Source organism: Weissella confusa (assembly GCF_004766315.1).
Taxonomy (GTDB): Bacteria; Bacillota; Bacilli; order Lactobacillales; family Lactobacillaceae; genus Weissella; species Weissella confusa_A.
The window spans coordinates 1-22,476 of record NZ_PVSN01000054.1 but is presented as its reverse complement, the minus strand read 5'-3'; the positions used below and the strand labels follow the sequence as shown (position 1 = coordinate 22,476).

Below are 22,476 nucleotides of genomic sequence, written 5' to 3'. Positions count from 1 at the left end.
ACTATCGTCAGGCGCCGAAATACCCTGTATAATGGTAGGGACAGAAAAATTAGACAGAATAGGAGCGCGATAAATAATGGACATTCAAGAAATGAAGGCGCGCCAATCTCACATTCGTAACTTTAGTATTGTGGCTCACATTGACCACGGTAAGTCGACGATTTCAGATCGTATTCTGGAAGCAACGCACACGGTTACTGAACGTGAGATGCAAAATCAATTGCTCGACACGATGGATTTGGAACGTGAACGTGGTATCACAATTAAGATGAACGCGGTTGAAGTTCACTACAAGGCGAACGACGGCGAGACGTACATCTTCCACTTGGTTGATACACCAGGTCACGTCGACTTCTCTTATGAAGTGTCTCGTTCATTGGCTGCGGCTGATGGTGCGATTTTGGTTGTTGACGCCGCCCAAGGTGTTGAAGCCCAAACGTTGGCAAACGTTTACTTGGCGTTGGAAAATGACTTGGAAATCTTGCCATTGATCAACAAGATTGACTTACCAGCCGCTGATCCGGAGGCTGTCCGTGCTGAAATCGAAGATGTGATCGGTATTGATGCATCTGAAGCCGTTTTGGCATCAGCTAAGCAAGGTATTGGTATTCCAGAATTGCTTGAGCAAATCGTGGCCAAGATTCCTGCACCAGAGGGTGATTTGGAAGCGCCATTGCAAGCGTTGATTTTTGACTCAGCCTACGATTCATACAAGGGTGTTATTTTGACCGTTCGTGTGAAGGAAGGGGTTATGAAGCCGGGTGATAAGATTCGCTTCATGAACTCAGGTGCTGAATACGAAATCACAGAAGTTGGTGTGAACTCACCACACCCTGTGAAGCGTGATTTCTTGATGGCTGGTGATATTGGTTATGTTGCCGCCTCAATCAAGAACATTCGTGACGCACGCCCTGGTGATACGATTACGTCAGTTAAGAACCCAGCAGCTGAAGCGTTGCCAGGTTACCAACCAATGACGCCGATGGTTTACTCAGGTTTGTACCCAACGGATAACTCAAAGTACAACGACTTGCGTGAAGCGCTTGAAAAGTTGCAATTGAACGATGCGTCATTGGAATTCGAGCCTGAAACGTCACAAGCATTGGGATTCGGTTTCCGTACTGGTTTCTTGGGCTTGTTGCACATGGACGTTGTGCAAGAGCGTCTTGAACGTGAATTCGATATGGAATTGATCACGACGGCACCATCTGTAACGTACCACGCGTACACGACGGACGGTGAAATGGTTGAAGTGGCTAACCCATCAGAGTTGCCTGAAGCTAGTGCCATCAAGTGGATTGAAGAACCATACGTACACGCACAAATCATGGTGCCTAACGAATACGTTGGGGCAGTTATGGAATTGGCACAACAAAAGCGTGGCGAATTCGATACGATGGATTACTTGGACCAAAACCGTGTTAACGTGAAGTACTACATTCCATTGTCAGAAATCATCTTTGACTTCTTCGATAAGTTGAAGTCAAACACGCGTGGTTACGCTTCATTGGATTACGAGATTTCAGGTTACCGCAAGTCTGACTTGGTTAAGATTGATATCTTGTTGAACGGTGATAAGGTCGATGCCTTGAGCTTTATCGTGCACAAGGATTTTGCTCAAGAGCGTTCACGTATTATTACGGCTAAGTTGAAGCAAATCATCCCACGTCGTAACTTTGAAATTCCAGTGCAAGCTGCAATTGGTTCAAAGATTGTCTCACGTTCAACGATTAAGGCGTACCGTAAGGACGTTACCTCAAAGATTCACACGGGTGACCCTGACCGTCGTGCCAAGTTGTTGGATAAGCAAAAGCGTGGAAAGAAGCGCATGAAGGCAGTTGGTACGGTTGATGTGCCACAAGAAGCCTTTATGGCGGTGCTTAAGGCTGAAGATGATACAGAATTTGCAAAGGGTGCTAATCACTAATTGTGAATATTCTGCAAATTTCTTTGGTTGAGAGACTACCATTCTCTTCGAAGTTATGGTATTATATTCAGGTTAAATAAACTGACTCTGGTACGCAATGTACTAGGGCGATAAGGAGAAACACGATGAAGGCTGATATTCACCCAGATTACCACCAAGTGGTTTTCGTTGATTCAACTACTGGTTACAAGCTTTTGACTGGTTCAACTCGTACTTCAAACGAGACGATCGAGTTCGAAGGTGCTACGTACCCAATGATCCGTGTTGAAGTTACGTCAGATTCACACCCATTCTACACTGGTAAGCAAAAGTTTACTACTGCCGATGGTGCGGTCGACAAGTTCAACAAGAAGTACGGTTTGGCTTAATTTTAAGCGATTCAATACTGAAAAAACACTCAACCTTGGTTGGGTGTTTTTTTGTATTTACTACTTAATGACTGGGAACTGTATAATAGGGATAATTTAAAAATCCAACGAACTAACCATATCAAGCAAAAACTAAAGGAATCCAATATGACGCCAATTGAACAAGTTACTCAGAAACTTAAATCGCTAGGTATTGGTTACACTAGCGTTGAACATCCGCCAGTATTCACCACCGAAGAAGCTGATAAATTGATTGCAGGATATGCGGGAACGTGGACAAAGACGTTGCTCCTTAATAACAGTAATAAAACCGAGTATTATTTAGTCGTTATGTCTGATAGCGCGCGACTGGATTTGAAGAAATTCCAATCAACAGTCCAGTCGACACGTCTTAGCATGGCGTCACCAGAGCGACTAAAGCTCAAGCTTGGCGTAACGCCGGGGAGTGTTTCTATCTTTGGGTTACTGAATAATGTTGATCATGATGTTCATGTCTATTTTGATAAACAGATAGTTTCAACGGAAACGCTTGTTTTTCATCCCAATGACAATACACAAACATGGTTTATCAAAACTGGCGATGTTATGAAATTCGTTCAAGAAATGGGCTTTGAACCAAGCATCGTTGCCTTATAAATTAAGAAAGAGAAAAGATATGAAGTTTGACATTAATCACGTCGTCGATAATATTTTGACAGAGCACGAAGATCCCTATGTGGGCTATCAAATGAGTGGGCAAGGGACGACGGAAAGCGCTGAGAAGTTTTTCAATCGTGAATTGATGACTGAGATTCGTCCATTGGTCGATGAGTTGAATGATGATTTGGATGGGACTGGTGTGTTTGAGTTGCACACGGTTCAGGTCTCATACAATGGGGACGAGTTGGAATTGCGTTTCAAGGTGCCGGTTGATTTGACTGAAACAGCGAGCTACTTTAACGAGCTAGATGATGGTGAAGAACGTATTGCATCGATTCCAACCACATCAGCAATTCAACTTGCACCACGTACACGTGATGAACAAATGCTATACACGGTTGTTGAGCACCGTTTGCAAAGCCGCAAGCGTCGTGTTGTTATGGTAGGTGTTAATCTATCTGATATGGCCGAATTCCTAATGACGATTCCAATGAACTTGGCGAAGTCATATGATGATGCGCTAGTACGTGGACAAATCGGACGTCGCTAAGAGGCTAACCGACGAATAAATAGGCCAGTCAGAGCAGGTTTTTAATAATTTCAAGACCTTACTTTTTGTCAGTCGCGGCTATATAATAATGGAGCTTTAAAGAAAGAAGGAAAATTATTAATGGCTAAGACAGCTTTGGTTACTGGTGCAAACAAGGGAATCGGTTATGCGATTACAACGCAATTGCTACAGAAGGGCTACACCGTATTGGTTGGCGCACGTGACGCCGAGCGTGGTGCAGCTGCTGTGAGCGAGTTGCAAGCATTTGGTAATGCAGAATTGTTGTTGATTGATGTTGCTAACTTGGATAGCATCCATGAAGCAGTAGCAAACATCAACGCGAACTACAACGGATTGGATTTGTTGATCAACAATGCCGGTATTTCAGGTGATATGGAACGTACGGCATGGGAGTTCGAAGCACAAGAGTTGCTTGATATCTATAAGGTCGATTTCATCGGACCATACGAGTTGACGAAGGGACTTTTTCCAGTACTACAAAAGAACAATGGTACGATTATTAACGTTTCAACGCCAATTGAGCCAGGTAAGTGGTGGCACCCGCTTGGTTACATGGCTGCTAAGGCACCGCTTAATGTGATGACGAAGGACTTTGGTCTTGAGTTCGAGCAACAAGGTATGCCTGTTGAGATTTTTGCCGTTATGCCAGGTGCTGTTTCAACAGACTTGAACGGCCACATTCAAGGTGACTTCGTTCGTACGACAGAAAATGCCGCTGAACTGATTTTGTCATTCTTCTTTGATGATCAAAACCACAACGGTCAAGTTATCAATGAAGACGGTTCAGTCGTTAACTACAATCCACAACACTAAAAAGAAAACATCCAACATTTTGCGGTTGGATGTTTTTTGTAAAACGAATCAAAATTCGAATTTTTCTTCTGAATATATACACCACACAATGCATATATCGCAAAACTATGCACGAATATTCAAAAAAGAGTGCAAAAAAATACATTGATGTGCTATGATATTATTCGTTGTCAAAAGGGTTTGCCTTTTGGCTGATGAATAAAAAGAGAATAAAAGAGAAAATGAATTTGTATATGATAGCAAATTTATTCAGAGGAGGGGCAGCGCATGGCAGACAAAAACGCCGCGCCTGATTCGCTAAATCGCGGGTTATCTAAGCGTCATGTGACAATGATCGCGATTGGTGGAACAATTGGAACAGGATTGTTCTTGGGAGCCGGAGACTCAATCAGTCTGACAGGACCATCAATCCTATTTGTTTACTTACTAACAGGAATCTTCCTATATATTATGATGCGTGCCATCGGTGAGTTGCTTTACGCCGATCCGGACAACAACTCATTTGTGGCCTTTGTGTCAAAGTACTTAGGTCCGGGTGCTGGGCACTTTGTGGGTTGGTCATACTGGATTACATTGATTTTGCCAGCCATGGCGGAGTTGACGGCCATTGGGTTATACGTCCAATACTGGTTACCAAATGTACCAGCGTGGTTAATCGAAATTATCGTGATGATCTTGTTGGTGGGGGTTAACCTGTTCGCAGTTAATTTCTTCGGTGAAGCAGAGTTTTGGTTCTCATCAATCAAAATTATTGCCATCCTAGGTATTATCGCAACGGGAATCATCATGATGCTGACTGGTTTCAATGCACCAGGAGCACATGGTGGACCAGTTTCACTAGGTAATATTACGCACAACTTCAAGTTCTTCCCAAATGGTGGGATGAGCTTCATGCAAGCATTTCCAATGGTCTTCTTCGCGTTCGTTGGAATTGAATTCGTTGGTTTGATGTCAGCGGAAACAAAGAACCCACGCGAGGTCATGCCAAAGGTTATCAACACGGTGCTATTCCGTATCTTGATTTTCTACGTGGGTGCCTTGGCGATTATCATGTCAATTTATGATTGGCATTACTTGCCATCAAACCAAAGCCCATTCGTGTTTATCTTTAAGTTAATCGGTATTCACTGGGCAGCAGCGTTGTTGAACTTCGTGGTTTTGACAGCAGCGATGTCAGCCTTGAATACGTTGATTTACTCAGCCGGACGTGACGTTTACGCTTTGGCTTTGGAAAACACAGGGAAGTGGCAATCATACTTCAAGGTGCTATCAATGAAGGCAATCCCATCACGTGCGGTATTGTTCTCAGCAATCTTGATTATGTTGACGCCAATCATCAACGCATTGCCAATCTTTGAATCAGCATTTAACTTCTTCGCTTCAGCTACGGCGGCGATTACGCTGGTTATCTACAGCTTGATTATGTTGGCCCACCGCAAGTATCGCGCTAGTGCAGACTACATTGAAGATGGCTTCAAGATGCCATTCTACAAGATTGCTAGTCCATTGACGCTCGCATTCTTCTTGTTCATCTTCGGAACCTTGTTCTTGGACAAGACAGATATGATTGCAGCCTTTGGTGGTATCGCCTGGACGATTGGTTACGGTTGGTACAGCCACAAGAAGTACGGCATTAAATTTTAAAAATGATTGAACTCACTGACTTTGGTTGGTGAGTTTTTTTCTGGTTTGTTTTTATATTAAAATTCAATTAGAATAAAGAAACGACTAAAAACGGAGGTTATGAGATGACGGACTCATACACAGGTGCGGATTTACGTGCGCTATTGAAAGAACAAGCCTTGCTGGAAGAAACGATGGCTTTGGCCAGCTGGGATCAACTAACGGGGATGCCGAAGGATTCAGGTGAATTCCGTGCGGAACTACAAAGTTATCTAACAGAGAAGTATTTGGGCGTTTCAACAGGTGACCAAGCCAAAGCGTTGGTGGCTTACTTTGATGAACACGCTGCAGAACTTTCTGATGATGAACAAGCTTTGTTTGCGAAGTTTAAGGAAGATTATGAGCGTGATGCGGTTGTGCCAGCTGACAAGTACATTGCTTTTAACAAGTTGAGCTCATCAGCGCAAGACGCCTGGTCAGAGGCACGTGAGCAAGATGATTACAGCATCTACGCACCATACCTCCAACAATTGATTGCTTTGAAGCGCAAGTTTATCACGTACTGGCGCAAGGATGAGGCCACACCATATGATGTGTTGCTGAACCAATTTGAGCCTGGCTTGACGGTTGAGAAGTTGGACGCAGTCTTTAACGAAGTGAAGGCGGGCGTAGTGGCCTTGCGTTATCGTTTGGCAACTGAAGGAACTGAGCCAGATGACAGTTTCCTCCACCGTGATGTGGCGATTGCTGATCAACGTGAGTATGTTTGGGATGCCGCGGTTCGCTTGGGGTACGATCCAAACAAGGGACGTTTGGATGATACGATTCACCCATTTATGCAAGATTTGAACCGCAATGATGCTCGTATTACAACGCGTTGGGCAACCGATGATTTCCAGATGGCAGTGTTGGGGATTTTGCACGAAGCAGGGCACGGGTTGTTTGCACAAAACGTGGCGCCAAAGTGGGACTACACACCATTTAACAAAGCCATTGCGATGAGTATTCATGAGTCACAGTCACTCTTTAATGAAGTGGTCATTGGCCGTTCAGAGGCCTTTTTGCGCCATGATTATTCAATTATGCAAGCGGCCTTCCATGTTGCCCTAGATGACGTTGATTTTGAAACTTTCTACAAGGGTTGGATGAAGACACAAGCCAGTTTGATTCGTACGGAAGCTGATCCATTGACATATCCATTGCACATCATCATCCGCTATGAAATTGAGAAGGCCATCTTCAATGATGACATCGATGTTGAAACGTTGCCTGAGTTGTGGAATGCCAAGTATGAAGAGTATCTTGGTATTCGTCCACCGTCAGATTTGACGGGAATCTTGCAAGATATCCACTGGGCTGGGGGTGACTTTGGTTACTTCCCATCATATGCATTGGGCCACTTGTATGCTGCCCAATTCCGTCATGAGATGGTGAAGACGTTGGATATTGATGCCTTGCTTGAAGCAGGTGACATTCAACCGTTGTTCGACTGGCGTAAGGAGCATGTGTGGCAATATGGGGCTTCAAAGACACCATCACAAGTATTACGCGATGCTACCGGCGAAGACTTGAACCCACAATACTGGTTGGACTTGCAAACGCACCGTTATTTGCAAGCTTACAACGTTAAGTAAATAACTGAAGGTTATATTTTAAGGCCGTGAATTTCTTGAGACAGATTCAAGAGATTCACGGCCTTTTATGTTTGGCTTGTGCTTCACTGAAGTTTGGTTTTTGGTCGGTTCATTATGATTGCAAACAATCGAAAGAGAGGCACTCCTTATGACAAAGACTAATAATTCGGTGGCCGTGATTCTCATTCCGGCCTATGAACCAACAGAAAATTTCATTACCGTGATGATGAGCCTGCAGGCAGCGACTAATCGTCCGGTTGTCGTGGTGGATGATGGATCGGGCATCCACTACCAAACTATCTTTGCGCAAATCGAAGAGCTAGGTGCTACGGTACTAGTACATGACCAGAATCGCGGTAAAGGTGTGGCGCTTAAAACAGGTATTAAGTATGTCCAAACAGCATTTCCCAACACAGCTGGCATTGTGACAGCCGATTCAGATGGTCAGCACGCTATTTCCGACATTATTCGGATTGCGGAAAAGCTGGAAAAGGGAACAGATGACTTGATTCTCGGTGTCCGTAATTTTGAAAAAGGTGCTGTACCGCCCAAATCTTACTGGGGTAACAAATTAACCAGTAAGATGACGCAATTTGCAACGGGGCTAGTCATACCAGATACCCAAACCGGCTTACGTGGTTTGCCCCGCAACACATTATCGGCGATGAGCGAGATTAGTGGTGACCGATTTGAATATGAAATGAATATGTTGCTGGAGTTACAAGAACGGGGCATCGGTCTAGCACTGGTACCAATTCAAACCATTTACGAAGGCAACAATGAAGGCACCCATTTTCACCCAATTCGTGATTCCTTATTGGTCTACAAACGCTTTTTGAAATTTGCCTTCTCATCATTGAGTCGGCGATGGTTGATATTGCGTTGTTTGCAGTTTTGCTGCTGACCTTGTTTAAAGGGGCTTCCACAATGAGTTTATTAGGGGCATCGGTGCTGGCTCGATTCATCTCTGGTATTTTTAACTTCATCCTTAATCAACGATGGGTGTTTAAGTCACAAAATACGACTGGTGATCGTCGCCGCTATGTCGCATTATTCACCTTTCAAATGGTCTTATCAGCAGGCCTGTTACAGTTGGTGGATACGTTTATTCCGCATCCAGTGCCGGTGAAAATAATGGTAGACACCTTAATATTTGTTGGTAGCTATTTAGTACAAAAGAAATTGGTTTTCAAATCACGAATGGAGAGAACGCATGAAGCGTAAGTTAACGTTAGTGACATCCGCAATTTTGACGGTTTATACGAGTTTTACACTGGTCGATACGTTTATGCTACAGCACAGTGGTACAGCAATTGCGACGAGCACGCAAACCGTCAAAACAACCGCGAAGAAAGATTCAAGTACGGTCAAAAAGACGGCCACGTACTATGAGGATAGTCACATGAGTATTAACGTCACAACTGAACGGGTTGATGGCACAACGGTCTACGTGGCGGACATAACAGTCGATGATCCAAGCTTGTTACAAACGGCCTTGGCTAATAATACATATGGTCGTAACTACACTGAAAAAACGTCATCGATGGCAAGTGAGCATAATGCGATTTTTACGATTAATGGTGATTATTATGGTTTCCGCGATACTGGTTATGTTGTGCGCAACGGCACATTGTATCGTGATACTGTGGCGACCGATACGGATGCGTTAGTTATTGATAGCGATGGCAATATGAAGTCAGTTAATCAGAGCGATGAAACGGCGAGTGAACTACTTAAAAATGGTGCCCAGCAGGTGCTGAGTTTTGGCCCAACGCTGGTTGAAAACGGCAAAGTAACGGTCTCTGAAGACGCTGAAGTTGGTCAATCACAGGCGTCTAATCCACGTACCGCAATTGGGCAGGTTGGTAAAAATCATTACGTGGTGGTGGTTTCTGATGGTCGAACGTCTGAATCGACAGGTCTGTCTTTGTATCAATTAGCAAATGTCATGAAAAGTCATGGGGCAACTTACGCCTACAATTTGGACGGCGGAGGATCATCAACCATGGTGCTCAATGGCAAGGTGATTAACAATCCAGTTGGTGGATCTGGCCAGTCTAGTGAACGGGCGGTGTCAGATATGTTGTACTTTGGCTACAGTGAGTAAGGAGGGAACATGGCAAAATATCAAACGGCGTTTAAGTGGTTGGGTGTGACAGGATTTATCTTTGTTTTCCACTTGATTTACAACTATTTCGGTCACGGGGTTCAGTCACCAAAAATGAATTGGGTATGGTTAGTACCTGCAGCGGTGTTGATTTGGCAAGTATTGGTGGTAACCATTAAGCCAGCAATTGCCCAATCCCCAAAATACAAAACGTTCTGGGCGTGGGGCAATTTGGCCACTTGGCCGGTCATAATTGCCTTGAATTGTTGCTGGTATCTTAGAAATTGCAGGAACGGGCTCGACCTATATTGTTGGGTACTACGTTATTTCAGCATTGATATTAATTGGTGGCGTATTTCAAACAATTAAATCGGCCTAATGTGGATGGATCAGTCGAATGACTGGTCTTTTTTAATTCACAAATTTTAAGTTTGACATTAGCTCCCTTGAGTGATGCTTTAAGGTTCAACCGGCATAGTAATAGTACAAATTATCGAGGTGAAAGAAAATGATGAAAAATAAAAAAGCAGTCGCAACGATTGGTGTGCTAGGCGTAATGGCGCTAGGTGGTGCTAGTTATGCGGTGATGCAAACAGATACTGACGACAAGAATACCGAGGTAGCAAAAACAGCTAGTGCCAAAAGCTCATCAACGACCACCACGAAAAAGCTTGCTGTAACAGCTTATCCAACCGCTGCACAAACCGGTGATGCATCAGGTAAGGTGACGGCCGATGGTACGGTGGATTTGTCTAAGATGAAGGCAACTGGATCTGGCGTGAAGGTGTCCGATAAAACAATCACGATTTCTAAGGGTGGTACGTATTACGTGACAGGATCAGCGAGTGATGCACAAATTGTCGTTGATGCCGGTGACAAGGATGAAGTCACAATCATTATGAACGGCGTGAATTTAACATCGACGACTGGTCCAGCTATCTATGAGAAGAACGCGGACAAGACCATTATTTCATCAGCAACCAATTCAATTAATTTGATTGACGGTGGCACAATTGCTGATACCGACGAGGAGAAAGCAGCCGTTTATGCAACGCACGACTTAACCTTTAAGGGTGATGGTGTGGTCGCAATTAATGGTGATTCAAAGGATGCGGTTTATACCAAGGATGATTTGAAAATCAAGTCAGGTACGGTGTTTGCCAAGGCAATTAAAGACGGCTTAGTCGGTCATGATTCGGTGCACATTACCGACGGTACGGTTAAAGCATCAGCTGGGGATGATGCGATTGAATCAAATCAAGACAATGATGAAAATAAGGGCTTGGTTGAAATTACTGGTGGAGACATTACAGTCGCCACGGGTACGGAAGATGGTAATCATGGTATTTCGGCCGAACGTAAACTGGTGATTTCAGGCGGTAAGGTTGCGGTCACAAGTTCATATGAAGGTATGCAAGCCAATGAAATCGATATCGATGGTGGCGAAACCACAATCAGTAGTACGGATGATGCGGTGAATGCATCGGGTAGTTACAAGACACCGATCTTGAATATCACGGCGGGTAAGCTTGTCTTCCTAGCTGGTGGTGACGGACTTGATTCGAACGGGGATATCACAATGTCAGGTGGTACGGTCGAAGCGATGATCAGTTCATCCCCAGACAACGAGGAAGTCGATTTGGATGGCACGTTGACCTTTACCGGTGGTACGGTGCTCTACGGTGGAACTGGTACCGGGGTAACGTTTGATAATGCCTATGTGAAGTTGCCAAGTGGCGTTAGGCAGGGTGATAAGGTAACCGTGGTTGATGATGCAAACAAGACGATTGCAAGCTACACAGTTAACGCTGATGGTGACACGGTTGCTGTTGCATCGACCGACATTAAGTCAGGTTCTACCTATAAGGTAACGGTGAACGGAACAACGACTGAAGTGACGGCTGGAACTGGTTTGACTGAAGGCATGGCCGGTGGTGGACCTGCAGGCGGACCGGCCGGTGGCATGCGTTAGGACTGATTGGTGATAGTATGCAAGTTTTCAATCGATATGAAGTGAAATATATTATTACCAAGCGCAGTACGAGGGCATTTTGCAGGCGTTGCTTGCAGCTGAACAGATGCGCCTAGATCGTTACAACCAAACGGGAGAATCGTATCCCATTCAATCGCTTTATTATGCATCAGTAACGGATGCCGTCTCACAGCAGGCGTTGCGATTAGAACCCAATGAATTTAAACAGCGACTCCGCATGCGATCTTATGGACCGGCGAACGCGGATAAGCCGGTTTTCTTGGAGATTAAAAAGAAGTTTTTGAAGAAAACCTATAAGCGACGCATCACGGTCGATTTTGAAACGGCGAATCGCTTCTTGGCTGCCGGTGAATTACCAGATAACCAAATTGGTCGGGAAGTCCTAGCGTTGGCCCGCAAACAATTGCAGCCAGTGATTAAGGTGGCATACGAACGAGTTGCGCTCCATGCGACGTCATGCGATAGCGACTTACGAATATCGTTCGACACAGATATTAGGACCTCGACGCTGGATTTGAACATTCCAAACCAAACAATCGGTGAAAATTTGCTACCAACAGGAATGGTGCTGATGGAAATTAAAACTGAGTTGGGGATGCCGACATTTCTGCGTCGAATAGTAACTGATTTTCAGTTGCGCCCGACAAGTTTTTCAAAATTTGAACGAGGTCTAAAACGAAGCTTCCAAGCGAGCGACGAGATTTACACAGATATTTTACAAAAGGAAATTGCAAATGCTTAATTCAATTTTTACAACGAGCAGTTCTGGAACTGCGATTACATTGCCAACGTTTATCATTGCGATGGTCACGGCCATGGTACTAGGACTCGTAACAGCCTTGGTTTACTTGAAAACTTATAATTCAAGAGTGTCACCACAAAAATTCTCATTCACATTGGTCTTATTGCCAGTTGTGATTGCCGTCATTATTATGTTGGTGGGTAATAACGTCGCCCGTGCCTTTTCATTGGCTGGTGCATTCTCAATTATCCGCTTCCGTTCAGCGCCTGGTGACCCAGCTGAAATTACGTACGTGCTATTAACGATGGCTATTGGTTTGGCATCTGGTTTGGGTTATATCGCGTATGCTGTGATTGCGGCCACATTATTGCTATTGGCAATGTTGCTGATGAATATGATGGACTTTGGTGGGCACGCAACGACCGATCAATTGCTCAAGCTAACGGTGCCAGAAGATTTGTACGACAAACAAGAAGTGGAAGCCATTTTGACTGAATACACCGAAAAGTTTATTCTGAAGCGTATTAAAACCACTGAACTGGGGTCATTGTTCGAGTTGCAATATTTGCTGAGCATGAAGCAAGGCATGGACGATAAAGCCTTTATTGATGCCCTACGTACAGCGAATGGTAATCTCGGTATTGCGATACAATATAATCTAATCGCCGATGAATATTAAAGAAATCTCATTTTAGTGTTGACAATCACTCATCTATTCCGTAAACTGAGACACATCAGTAGGACATAACATTGTACGTAAGAGAAGCCACGGTTGCTGTGAGTGGCGCAGGTGTTATGACTGAACTATTTACAACGGAATAGTCTGAAAGAGAGTGGCATGCGATAGTATGCGACTAATTTGGGTGGTACCGCGGATTTTTGCTAATTCGTCCCAGTAATCTGTTTTGCAGGTTACTGGGACTTTTTTATTTGTTTGGAGGAATGCACCATGGGGTATTTGATGTAACACGTGGCGTTGGCGGACTCGTTCGTTATCGCAGCTATAACTGAAAGTTGAACTGACTAGATTGTAACGAACGAGGAGACACATATGGAAAAGCAAGCAACACCACGCTTTGGACGAGCGTTAGCACTTATTGTTATTTTGATCATTATTTTTGCTGGTAGTATTATCGGCCTTGGGTTATCACCATACGTCCCATTGACACTAAGTTTGTTGGTAACGATGGTCTTTGCCAAGTTGCACCGCGCAACATGGGAAGACATTCAACGTGATATGTTGCGTGGTCTACAAACTGCTTTGGCACCATTGTTTTTGTTCCTATTGATTGGGATGTTAATTGCATTGTGGATGGGGACAAACGTGATTCCAACGATGCTCTGGCTTGGGTTTAAGATTGCAAACGCAGCCTGGTTCTTGCCGAGTGCTGTCTTGGTAACGGCCATCGTCGGTTCAATGATTGGATCAGCGTTCACTACGCTTGCAACAGTCGGGGTGGCCTTGATGGGTGTCGGTACAGCGATGGGATTTGAACCAGCGTTGGTTGCCGGAGCTGTGTTGTCAGGTGCGATTTTCGGTGACAAGAGTTCACCATTGTCAGACTCAACGAATTTGGCTTCTTCGATTTCAGAAACTGACTTGTTCGCGCACATCAAAAACTTAATGTGGACGACAGTGCCAGCGTTGGTTGTGTCTTTCATTATTTTCTTCATTATTGGTGGCGGTCACGCTGGTGCATCGACTGAAAAATTAGCTAGCTTGGCCGACTTGTTGTCACCAACTTGGTGGACGATTGTACCGCTGGTTTTGCTGGTGGGGATGGCCTGGGCAAAGGTGCCAGCTATTCCAACGCTACTAATCAACGTTGCAGTGACGGGTGCATTCTTCTTGCTTAACCACACACCAGCAATGTTGGCCGACATTTTGTTGAATGGGTTCAAGACCACAGCTAAGAATGACATGCTACAAGCATTGTTGAACCGGGGTGGTATGTTAGCCATGATGCCAACGGTCATTATCATTATGTTGGCCTTGGCCCTTGGTGGGTTGCTAACGGAACAACGTATTTTGCAAGCCGTTATGGCACCAATTGCAAACCGCATTAAGAGCGGGGCTGGTGTCATTACTGGTACCGTCTTTACCGGAATTGCAGCCAACTTCATGATTGGTGAGCAATACCTGTCAACGATTTTGCCAGGTCAACTTTGGAAGTCAGCGTTTGATCGCGTTGGCTTGTCACGTTTGGCCTTGGGACGTTCATTGGAAGACTCAGGAACGGTCGTGAATTACTTGGTTCCTTGGGGTGTGGCGGGTAGCTTTGCCGCGCAAACATTGGGCGTACCGGTTCACAACTTCGCACCATTTGTCTTCTTCGCCTTGTTGTCACCAGTGTTCTCATTGTTGTCAGCCTGGACAGGCATTGGTATTAAGAAAGCATCGTAAAGCAAAAAGCGCGCATCCGAGGGTGCGCGCTTTTACTATTAATGAATGGCTTGCAAAGCCAGCTTGTGAGCGCCTTGATTTTCACGATCTGGAATCCAAGTTGTTAAGACAATCTTGTACCGATCAATTAGCGCCATTAGGGTGTCGATTAGTTCTGGATAATGCTTGGCATAGGATTTACCAATACTATCCGCGACTAATTTTGAATCGATGTAAAACATGACTGTGTCGTCAGGTGAGGCGATGGGTAGTAATTGCTCAAAGGCAAAAATAGCGGCCCGAAATTCAGCTTCGTGATTACTCATTTCACCCAGTGCGTGGTGAAGTTGTGTTTGCTTGCCGTCGGCGGAGATAACAACGCCGGCACCGCTTGGACCAGGATTTCCTTGGGTCGCAGCATCAGCATATAACTTGATTAACATGACAAAAACCTCTAACTTCATTATACTAGAAAATAGCATGAACTCCCGAAAGGAGCGTAGACATGAAAGGTTTTTACCAACCCGCCGGTTTAGTAGGCTGGGTATCGTGGACGTGGATTTTAATGATTGCCTTGTTCGGCATGATTATGTGGCTTGAGGTGACAACACTTAACGTTTGGACATATGTGTCATTCTTCGTGTTTGTCGTCGTAGCAGCTGCAACCATTCTACGTCGACGTGTGACATTGGAAGATGATGCGTTGCGTTTCCCACACATTATTGGGATGCACACCGAGAAGATCCACTTTAAGGATATGGAATTTGTACAATTTAACAAGCACACGGTTATGTTTAGCCATGATGGTGAGCAATACAGCTTTTTGATGGGGCAGCGCATGTTGCAAGCTCTACAAGAGAAGATTGAAGGATAGAGAATTTTTATGACAGAAGAGACATTGGTAATCACGGACCAAACTGGCCGTCTTGATAAGGTCGTTGCTGACGCGTTTGAAGATTATACACGTACCCAAGTGACAGGCTGGATTAACGACGGTGTATTGAAGGTAAATGGTGCCGAGAAGAAGGCTAAGTACAGCGTGAAGCCAGGGGATGAAATTACCTTTACGGTTCCTGAACCAGTTGAGATTGATTTGAAGCCGGAAGATATCCCATTGGACATCGTGTATGAGGATGATGACCTATTGGTTGTCAACAAGCCACAAGGGATGGTTGTGCACCCGGCGTTGGGTCACGAATCAGGCACGTTGGTTAACGCGTTGATGTTCCACACACCACTTTCAACGATTAACGGGGTCGTTCGTCCTGGTATCGTGCACCGTATCGACAAGGACACGTCAGGTTTGTTGATGGTTGCCAAGAATGACAAGGCCCACGAAGCATTGTCAGCGCAATTGAAGGACAAGAAGAACTTGCGTCAATACTACGCACTTGTTCACGGTGAATTCATTGAAAACGAAGGAACCATCAAGGCACCTTTGGGTCGTTCATCTGCTGACCGTAAGAAGCAAGCAGTTGTGGCCGGTGGTCGTGACGCAGTGACCCACTTCAAGGTCGTGAAGCGTTTTGTTGGTTACACGCTATTGCAAGTGACGCTTGAGACGGGACGTACGCACCAAATCCGTGTGCACATGGCTTACATCGGTCACCCAGTGGCTGGTGATCCATTGTACGGACCAAAGAAGACGCTGCCAGGTAACGGTCAATACTTGCACGCCGCAACGCTTGGTTTGACGCAACCTACGACTGGTGAAGAAATGACGTTTGAAGCGCCATTACCAGCGTACTTTACGGAAATGTTGGATCAATTAGACCCATATGCAGAAATTGACGCAAACTAAGTCCCAAACGACGCGGTTTTCGTGCTAAAATGAAGTTACTTCTTAATGCTATCCAGAGAGATGCAAGAGGTAACGAGACATGTTGATTTTAAACTTGGCGTTACGTAATTTTTTAGGTGACGCCTTTTTGTATACATAAACAGATAAGGGATTCGATTATGGCTAAAGAAATTGTAGATGCAATGGCAATGCAACGTGCTTTGACACGTATTACGTACGAAATTATCGAAAAGAACAAGGGTATTAATAACCTCGTGATTGTGGGAATTAAGACACGTGGTGTTTATATTGCCCAACGTATTGCAGAACGTTTGCAACAATTGGAAAATGCAGAAATCCCAGTTGCTGAACTAGATATTTCAACTTATCGTGATGATGCAACGGATCGTGGTACGAAGGCTGTGTTGGATACGGATATCGACGGCAAGCGTGTTATTTTGGTTGACGATGTGCTTTACACAGGTCGTACGATTCGTGCGGCTTTGGACGCCTTGATGGATAACGGCCGCCCAGCAGTTGTTAATTTGGCCGTTTTGGTTGATCGTGGTCACCGTGAGTTGCCAATCCGTGCCGATTTCGTTGGTAAGAACATTCCAACGGCGGCTGCTGAACGCATCAACGTCAATGTTGAAGAAGTTGACGGTGTTGATTCAGTTGAAATTCGTTAATTAAAACGCAGGACGGAAAGGAGGACTTGCCATGTTTGAGGCATGGTAAGCACGACGTCATGACAAAACGTTATTTAATTTTGCAAGATGGCACGATTTTTGCCGGCGAAGCGTTTGGATCACCTGCGACGAATTTTGGGGAAATTGTTTTTCACACGGGGATGACGGGGTATCAAGAAGTTATTACCAACCCGATCTATCACAATCAGATTGTGATGTTCACCTCACCAACGATTGGGGCGGCTGGTATTAATCACCGCGCCGATGAATCAATTGTGCCAACGGTTAAAGGTGTGGTAGTACGTGAAGTTGCCGATATCTCAACCAATCGTTTGCAATCAATGAGTTTGCACGACTATTTGAAGCGTCACAATGTACCCGGCATTTCACAAATTGATACGCGCGCTTTGGCTCGTCATTTGCGTAAGACGGGAACGCAAAAGGCCTCAATTGTTGATGCGCCAGATGACCACGCGTTCGATCAATTGCGCGCGATGGTTTTGACCACGCGCCAGGTGCCACAAGTTTCAACGCCCAAGGCTTATGCTAACCCAGGCCGTGGGGCAAACGTGGTGGTACTAGATTTCGGTTTGAAAAATGGTATTTTGCGCATGCTAAGTGATTTCGATGCCAATGTGACAGTGTTGCCATACAACGCCACATCGGATGAAGTTGCTAACTTGGACCCCGATGGTATTGTGTTGTCATCAGGACCGGGTGACCCACGTCAAATTCCGGATGAAACGTTTGATATTATTCGTCAATTCGGACAGCGTGTGCCAATGTTTGGTATTGGGTTGGGCCATGAATTATTTGCGCTCGCCAATGGTGCCAAGTTGCAACAAATGCCAGTTGAACACCATGGGATGAATCACCCAATCCGTGAGCAAATCACAAATCGCATTATGTTTGCGACACAGGGGCAAGGGTTCAGTGTTGATCCAGATTCTGTGCGTGACACTGATATGTTTGTTACACATATCGATATGACGGACGGGATTATTCAAGGATTGCGTCACCGAGATTACCCAGCATTTAGTGTGCAATTTTTCCCAGATACAGCGCCAGGACCAATTGAGGCAACGCAGGCCTTTGATGAATTTATGGAAATGGTGACTGCACGTCGAGGAGGGTGGCTATCATGAGTGAACGAATCTTAATTATCGGTGGATCTGCCAATGATTTTGGTCGTGAAACTGAAAGTGATGCTGCAAGCTATCAAGTGGTGAAGGGGCTTCGTCGTCGTGGTCATGAAATCGTGATTGTCGATGATAACCCATTTGGCTTTACGACTGAACGCGATGATGTGACGGTGATTGAAACCGCGTTGACTGCACCTAATTTAGTTAAGGTAATCGTTGAACAAGGCATTACGGCGATGGTCGCGAGTGTTGGTGGCTCAACAGCCGTTCGTTTGTCAGCGGAAATTGTTGAATTGCTTGGTGATAATGCGCCAAAGGTTTTGGGGATGACATTGCCAGTGATGCAAGCCACACAAAATACCAAGTACCTGCAAGAGCGCCTCACCAAGTTGAAGTTGCCAGCCATTCAAACGCGTTTGGCAAGCAATGTCAGTGAAGTGTTCGATGCAGCGCGTGAGTTTGATTTTCCGGTGGTGGTCCGTTCGGTGGCGCCAGTTGGACAAACGATTCGTCTCCAAGTTGAAGATGTGGAAGAACTGGAAGGGGCAGCCGAAACGGCGTTGAACCGTTCGTTGACCCACCAAGTTAACGTGGATAAGAGTATTCGCGGTTACCAAGAAATTGCCATGGTGGTTGTGCGTGATAAGCGTGATACGACGGTGTTGATTGGTGGTGTTGAGGATATGGATCCGGTTGGTATTCACTCGGCTGATTCGATTGCGATTACGCCGGTGCAAACATTGCCGGACCCCGTGTTCCAACAATTGCGTAATGCAGCCTTTACAGTTGCACGCGGCTTTAACGTCGTTGGCTTGCTGGAAGTGCGTTTCGCCGTTAATCCGACGACAGAAGAGTATGTCATCACACGTTTGACGCCATACTTTGACCGTACCTCTGCCATGCTAGTGGCCGCCACGGGTTATCCGTTGGTGCCGGTTATCGCTGGCTTGATGATGGGTGAAACCCTTGATAAGGTGCGCGTGCCATCAATTTATGCGGAACACACGGCTTTGTTGGAGCCGACAATGGACCACATTGTGATTCGTTTCCCGGTGTTTGCCTTTGGTGAACTAGAGTCAGCCGGTATTCAAACCGAGAATCGTTTGGACACCGTGCAAAAGTCAGTTGGGGCAACCATTGGTGTGGGGCGCAGTGTTGAAGAGGCGTTGGAAAAGGCCATTCGTGCCGCCCACTTTAACAACCGTAATTTCTCACCAACTGTGATGAATGCGTTGACTGATAATGAAATTATTGAGCAATTGATTCACCCACGCGATAACCGTATTCTAGTTTTGCTTGAGGCAATCCGTCGCGGTTATACCGTTGATGAATTGGCTGAGTTGACTAAGATTAATGCGTTTTACTTCTATAAACTAGAGCGCATTAATAATTTGGAAAGCGCCGTTAAGGATCATCCATGGGATACCGATACCTTGCAACAAGCCAAGTATTACGGGTTGTCTGATGGTTTGGTCGCCAAGCTATGGGATGAAAAGTACGAGGCGGTGCGACGTTATCGTTGGTATAACGGTATTCTGCCAACGTATAAGGCGTTCGAACCGTCAGCTGGTGAATTCGAAGAGTCAGTGTCACAATTCTATTCAACGTTTGAAACAGAGAATGAGAGTGAGCGACTTGGGGATGATTCAACATTGGTGATTGGAACGGGGGCCTTTCGTCTTGGGGATGGTGCCGCAGCATCATACACCATGGCGATGGTGGCCGATGAATTGTCTCGCCAAGGTATCAAGACAGTTTTGATGAATAACAATCCGACTGACTTAACATTCATTCCGCAACTGGCACACAAGCAGTATTACGAGCCGTTGGAAATTTCTGATGTGATGAACGTTATTGAAATTGAACAACCAACGCGTGTGTTTGTGCCAGGTAATCGTATTAAGTTGATTACGAGCTTACGTAAGATGGGTGTAAATGTTCAAGTAATCGCCAAAGAAAAGTACCTACCAAGTAGTATGCTAAGTGATGGTCAACAAACCATCGTGAATTACTTCTATGACGGGCTTGAATTACACGTGATTGGTGTCGGTCATCAAGATAACGGGGGCATCTTCTTCGATCAATCGGCCATGACCGATTCATTGTGGGAATCATTGCCACGACCTGAGATGACGCTTGATACGGCTGGCTTGTACCAGTTGGTGACGGATCGCTTGCCATTGGACCATGAAGTCACGGCTGATGATATTCGACCAATGCCATTTACGCATATTGCCTTCCTTGATAAGGTGACAGGCGTCTCATGGCTTCGCTTGATTGTTCGTTACATGTTGAATAAACAAACGAAGGCTGACGAAGAAATGGTTGATAATTTGAAGGATCTACCATGGCGCATCAAGACATCACGTCTTCGTTATCGTGATGCGGACTTTGCGGAACATATGAATATTCAGCAAACGCTTGATAACGGACGCTTTGCGATGGGTGCGACTTATCAAGTGCTTTAATCAAGTTAAAGCTTCGTATGGTAAACTTAAAACACATATATAAATATTGAAAGAGGGCATTTTTCCATGTGGAAGAAAGTAGTAGCTATTTTGGTTGTCATTGCGGCAGCTTTGGGATTGGCAGCCTGGGGCGTTGGCCCTAAGTCAATCGCCACAACTAATGACGGTAACATCTCACAAGCTGATTATTACAAGAAGTTGAAGAACACGAGTGCTGGTCAACAACAATTGGCCAACATGATCATCGAGAAGGTTTTGGAAAAGAACTACGGTGATAAGGTTTCTGAGAAGTCAGTTAACTCACAATTCAACTCAGTTAAGAAGCAATACGGTGCACAATTCGCCTCAGCTTTGGCTAACAATGGTATGACGGAAGATACGTTCCGCGACTCATTGCGCCTACAAGCTTTGGAGAAGCAAGCCGTTAAGTCAAACTCAAAGTTCTCTAACAAGGAATTGAAGGCGGCTTACGACAGCTACACACCTGACGTGAACGTATCAGTTATCTTGGTTTCTTCAGAAGATGAAGCCAAGGACATCATCAAGCAATTGGATGAAGGTAAGAAGTTCGCGGACTTGGCCAAGGAGAAGTCAACGGATTCTTCTACTAAGGACAAGGGTGGAAAGATGGAAGCCTTCGACTCAACTAACACAACGCTTGAAGACGACTTCAAGACAGCTGCGTTTGGTTTGAAGAAGGGTGAATACACGAAGAACCCAGTTAAGTCATCAACTTACTCAGGTTACTTCGTCATCAAGATGGATTCACGTGATGAAAAGAAGCCATTCAAGGACATGAAGTCAAAGATGACTGACATCTTGGTTGAACAAGAAATGTCAGACTCAACGAAGGTTCAAGCTGTGATCGGAAACGAATTGGCTAAGGCCGACGTTAACATCAAGGATTCAGACTTGAAGAACGTTTTGTCAACGTACACGCAAGCCGCTGCGATGGAAAAGACAAACAAGTCTGACAAGTCATCATCAAAGTCTTCATCTTCAGAAGCTAGCTCATCAGAGTCATCAAGTTCTTCTGAGTCAAGCTCATCATCAGAATCTTCTTCATCAGAAGAGAGCTCATCAGCTGAGTAATAAAGATAGTTAATAGTAAAAAGCTCTTGCAGATCATTTTCGATTTGCAAGGGCTTTTTTGTATTTAATATTAATAGTTCGTTACAAACTATAAGATTTTCGGAATTAAAAAAACGTTATTGATAATTGTTCGTAATATCTGGTCAATATTACTGTAATTTATTACCGAAATATGAGAAACAAGAGGCAAAAGTACAATTAAAGTCCGAATATAAAGACAAAAAGCATTAAAGAATGTGATAAATACCTATAAAAATGATACTTTATGCAATTATGTCTTAACATAACCTCACCTTAAAGAGTGATAGACTTAAGTATGTCTTTTTTGTGTGCAATTATTTTGCAAAAAACGGAAATTATTTGAAGGTGTTATTACTGAGGTGAATTGTCAATTCAACCGGAACACTTGAGATAAATAATATTCTTTAGCCGATCTCCAGCCGAAAAGCTTTCGAGGTCGGCTATTAATTTGCTCAACCATTTGTTCAATGTATTCGTCTGAATA

The 22,476-nt window shown here is 44.7% G+C and carries 22 protein-coding genes; 21 read left to right on the top strand and 1 reads right to left on the bottom strand.

Annotation, left to right across the window (positions count from 1 at the left end; translation table 11 throughout):
- The first annotated feature begins 76 nt into the window (after positions 1–76).
- The 15 genes from lepA to C6P11_RS07800 all read left to right on the top strand — a co-directional run bounded on the left by lepA (position 77) and on the right by C6P11_RS07800 (position 14,821).
- Complete coding sequence (gene lepA / locus C6P11_RS07865) at positions 77–1,927, top strand: translation elongation factor 4 (RefSeq protein WP_087043565.1); 1,851 nt, start codon at positions 77–79, stop codon at positions 1,925–1,927.
- A gap of 125 nt (positions 1,928–2,052) precedes the next feature.
- Positions 2,053–2,295, top strand: a complete 243-nt coding sequence (locus C6P11_RS07860) for a type B 50S ribosomal protein L31 (protein ID WP_003610245.1) — start codon at positions 2,053–2,055, stop codon at positions 2,293–2,295.
- A gap of 147 nt (positions 2,296–2,442) precedes the next feature.
- A complete protein-coding gene (locus C6P11_RS07855; protein WP_135520124.1) occupies positions 2,443–2,931 on the top strand; it encodes a prolyl-tRNA synthetase associated domain-containing protein in 489 nt (162 codons plus the stop codon).
- Between the two features lie 19 nt (positions 2,932–2,950).
- Complete coding sequence (locus C6P11_RS07850; protein WP_135520122.1) at positions 2,951–3,484, top strand: hypothetical protein; 534 nt, start codon at positions 2,951–2,953, stop codon at positions 3,482–3,484.
- A 120-nt stretch (positions 3,485–3,604) separates the two neighbouring features.
- Complete coding sequence (locus C6P11_RS07845; protein WP_135520120.1) at positions 3,605–4,318, top strand: SDR family NAD(P)-dependent oxidoreductase; 714 nt, start codon at positions 3,605–3,607, stop codon at positions 4,316–4,318.
- Positions 4,319–4,585: 267 nt separating this feature from the next.
- A complete protein-coding gene (locus C6P11_RS07840; protein ID WP_135520118.1) occupies positions 4,586–5,962 on the top strand; it encodes an amino acid permease in 1,377 nt (458 codons plus the stop codon).
- Between the two features lie 104 nt (positions 5,963–6,066).
- Positions 6,067–7,575 (top strand): carboxypeptidase M32, encoded by a 1,509-nt coding sequence (locus C6P11_RS07835; RefSeq protein WP_135520116.1) that lies wholly within the window; start codon positions 6,067–6,069, stop codon positions 7,573–7,575.
- A 148-nt stretch (positions 7,576–7,723) separates the two neighbouring features.
- Positions 7,724–8,479: a glycosyltransferase family 2 protein gene (locus C6P11_RS07830; RefSeq protein WP_245299844.1), complete on the top strand. Its 756-nt coding sequence runs from the start codon at positions 7,724–7,726 to the stop codon at positions 8,477–8,479.
- Positions 8,443–8,799: a GtrA family protein gene (locus tag C6P11_RS11300; RefSeq protein ID WP_245299843.1), complete on the top strand. Its 357-nt coding sequence runs from the start codon at positions 8,443–8,445 to the stop codon at positions 8,797–8,799. The genes C6P11_RS07830 and C6P11_RS11300 overlap by 37 nt, the downstream gene beginning before the upstream one ends.
- Positions 8,789–9,682 carry a phosphodiester glycosidase family protein gene (locus C6P11_RS07825; RefSeq protein ID WP_135520114.1) on the top strand — a complete coding sequence of 298 codons (894 nt, stop codon included), beginning with the start codon at positions 8,789–8,791 and terminating at the stop codon, positions 9,680–9,682. The genes C6P11_RS11300 and C6P11_RS07825 overlap by 11 nt, the downstream gene beginning before the upstream one ends.
- Positions 9,683–9,691: 9 nt before the next feature.
- Entirely contained in the window at positions 9,692–10,051 is a 360-nt protein-coding gene (locus C6P11_RS07820; protein ID WP_135520112.1) for a hypothetical protein, read from the top strand.
- Between the two features lie 139 nt (positions 10,052–10,190).
- The gene (locus C6P11_RS07815) at positions 10,191–11,654 is read left to right on the top strand and encodes a carbohydrate-binding domain-containing protein (RefSeq protein WP_135520110.1); all 1,464 of its coding nucleotides are present in this window, start codon (positions 10,191–10,193) and stop codon (positions 11,652–11,654) included.
- A gap of 79 nt (positions 11,655–11,733) precedes the next feature.
- A complete protein-coding gene (locus C6P11_RS07810) occupies positions 11,734–12,417 on the top strand; it encodes a polyphosphate polymerase domain-containing protein (protein ID WP_245299842.1) in 684 nt (227 codons plus the stop codon).
- Positions 12,410–13,096, top strand: a complete 687-nt coding sequence (locus C6P11_RS07805) for a DUF4956 domain-containing protein (RefSeq protein WP_135520108.1) — start codon at positions 12,410–12,412, stop codon at positions 13,094–13,096. The genes C6P11_RS07810 and C6P11_RS07805 overlap by 8 nt, the downstream gene beginning before the upstream one ends.
- A gap of 372 nt (positions 13,097–13,468) precedes the next feature.
- On the top strand, positions 13,469–14,821 hold the full coding sequence (locus tag C6P11_RS07800) for a Na+/H+ antiporter NhaC family protein (RefSeq protein ID WP_135520106.1): 1,353 nt from the start codon (positions 13,469–13,471) through the stop codon (positions 14,819–14,821).
- Positions 14,822–14,859: 38 nt separating this feature from the next.
- Here the strand turns inward: C6P11_RS07800 and C6P11_RS07795 are convergent, their stop codons facing one another.
- Positions 14,860–15,243 (bottom strand): ribonuclease HI family protein, encoded by a 384-nt coding sequence (locus tag C6P11_RS07795; RefSeq protein ID WP_003609759.1) that lies wholly within the window; start codon positions 15,241–15,243, stop codon positions 14,860–14,862.
- 62 nt (positions 15,244–15,305) lie between these two features.
- Here C6P11_RS07795 and C6P11_RS07790 point away from each other — a divergent pair, with 62 nt between their 5' ends.
- The 6 genes from C6P11_RS07790 (at position 15,306) to C6P11_RS07765 (ending at position 21,971) form a co-directional block, all read left to right on the top strand.
- A complete protein-coding gene (locus tag C6P11_RS07790; RefSeq protein WP_135520104.1) occupies positions 15,306–15,674 on the top strand; it encodes an EbsA family protein in 369 nt (122 codons plus the stop codon).
- Between the two features lie 9 nt (positions 15,675–15,683).
- Complete coding sequence (locus tag C6P11_RS07785) at positions 15,684–16,601, top strand: RluA family pseudouridine synthase (RefSeq protein ID WP_003609764.1); 918 nt, start codon at positions 15,684–15,686, stop codon at positions 16,599–16,601.
- A 158-nt stretch (positions 16,602–16,759) separates the two neighbouring features.
- On the top strand, positions 16,760–17,269 hold the full coding sequence (gene pyrR / locus C6P11_RS07780) for a bifunctional pyr operon transcriptional regulator/uracil phosphoribosyltransferase PyrR (RefSeq protein WP_135520101.1): 510 nt from the start codon (positions 16,760–16,762) through the stop codon (positions 17,267–17,269).
- Positions 17,270–17,328: 59 nt separating this feature from the next.
- Entirely contained in the window at positions 17,329–18,414 is a 1,086-nt protein-coding gene (locus tag C6P11_RS07775; RefSeq protein ID WP_135520099.1) for a carbamoyl phosphate synthase small subunit, read from the top strand.
- Positions 18,411–20,879, top strand: a complete 2,469-nt coding sequence (locus C6P11_RS07770; RefSeq protein WP_135520097.1) for an ATP-grasp domain-containing protein — start codon at positions 18,411–18,413, stop codon at positions 20,877–20,879. Before C6P11_RS07775 ends, C6P11_RS07770 begins: the two co-directional genes overlap by 4 nt.
- A 66-nt stretch (positions 20,880–20,945) precedes the next feature.
- Complete coding sequence (locus C6P11_RS07765) at positions 20,946–21,971, top strand: peptidylprolyl isomerase (RefSeq protein WP_135520095.1); 1,026 nt, start codon at positions 20,946–20,948, stop codon at positions 21,969–21,971.
- Positions 21,972–22,476 lie beyond the last annotated feature (505 nt).

Bases quoted from the DNA above. Each gene is read 5' to 3' on its own strand.
- C6P11_RS07845 (WP_135520120.1), top strand. From the start codon at position 3,605: ATGGCTAAGACAGCTTTGGTTACTGGTGCAAACAAGGGAATCGGTTAT.
- C6P11_RS07800 (WP_135520106.1), top strand. From the start codon at position 13,469: ATGGAAAAGCAAGCAACACCACGCTTTGGACGAGCGTTAGCACTTATT.
- pyrR (WP_135520101.1), top strand. From the start codon at position 16,760: ATGGCTAAAGAAATTGTAGATGCAATGGCAATGCAACGTGCTTTGACA.
- C6P11_RS07790 (WP_135520104.1), top strand. From the start codon at position 15,306: ATGAAAGGTTTTTACCAACCCGCCGGTTTAGTAGGCTGGGTATCGTGG.
- C6P11_RS07855 (WP_135520124.1), top strand. From the start codon at position 2,443: ATGACGCCAATTGAACAAGTTACTCAGAAACTTAAATCGCTAGGTATT.
- C6P11_RS07840 (WP_135520118.1), top strand. From the start codon at position 4,586: ATGGCAGACAAAAACGCCGCGCCTGATTCGCTAAATCGCGGGTTATCT.
- C6P11_RS07765 (WP_135520095.1), top strand. From the start codon at position 20,946: ATGTGGAAGAAAGTAGTAGCTATTTTGGTTGTCATTGCGGCAGCTTTG.
- C6P11_RS07825 (WP_135520114.1), top strand. From the start codon at position 8,789: ATGAAGCGTAAGTTAACGTTAGTGACATCCGCAATTTTGACGGTTTAT.
- C6P11_RS07860 (WP_003610245.1), top strand. From the start codon at position 2,053: ATGAAGGCTGATATTCACCCAGATTACCACCAAGTGGTTTTCGTTGAT.
- C6P11_RS07830 (WP_245299844.1), top strand. From the start codon at position 7,724: ATGACAAAGACTAATAATTCGGTGGCCGTGATTCTCATTCCGGCCTAT.
- C6P11_RS11300 (WP_245299843.1), top strand. From the start codon at position 8,443: ATGGTTGATATTGCGTTGTTTGCAGTTTTGCTGCTGACCTTGTTTAAA.
- C6P11_RS07805 (WP_135520108.1), top strand. From the start codon at position 12,410: ATGCTTAATTCAATTTTTACAACGAGCAGTTCTGGAACTGCGATTACA.
- C6P11_RS07835 (WP_135520116.1), top strand. From the start codon at position 6,067: ATGACGGACTCATACACAGGTGCGGATTTACGTGCGCTATTGAAAGAA.
- C6P11_RS07795 (WP_003609759.1), bottom strand. From the start codon at position 15,243: ATGTTAATCAAGTTATATGCTGATGCTGCGACCCAAGGAAATCCTGGT.
- lepA (WP_087043565.1), top strand. From the start codon at position 77: ATGGACATTCAAGAAATGAAGGCGCGCCAATCTCACATTCGTAACTTT.
- C6P11_RS07770 (WP_135520097.1), top strand. From the start codon at position 18,411: ATGAGTGAACGAATCTTAATTATCGGTGGATCTGCCAATGATTTTGGT.
- C6P11_RS07850 (WP_135520122.1), top strand. From the start codon at position 2,951: ATGAAGTTTGACATTAATCACGTCGTCGATAATATTTTGACAGAGCAC.
- C6P11_RS07815 (WP_135520110.1), top strand. From the start codon at position 10,191: ATGATGAAAAATAAAAAAGCAGTCGCAACGATTGGTGTGCTAGGCGTA.
- C6P11_RS07775 (WP_135520099.1), top strand. From the start codon at position 17,329: ATGACAAAACGTTATTTAATTTTGCAAGATGGCACGATTTTTGCCGGC.
- C6P11_RS07785 (WP_003609764.1), top strand. From the start codon at position 15,684: ATGACAGAAGAGACATTGGTAATCACGGACCAAACTGGCCGTCTTGAT.
- C6P11_RS07820 (WP_135520112.1), top strand. From the start codon at position 9,692: ATGGCAAAATATCAAACGGCGTTTAAGTGGTTGGGTGTGACAGGATTT.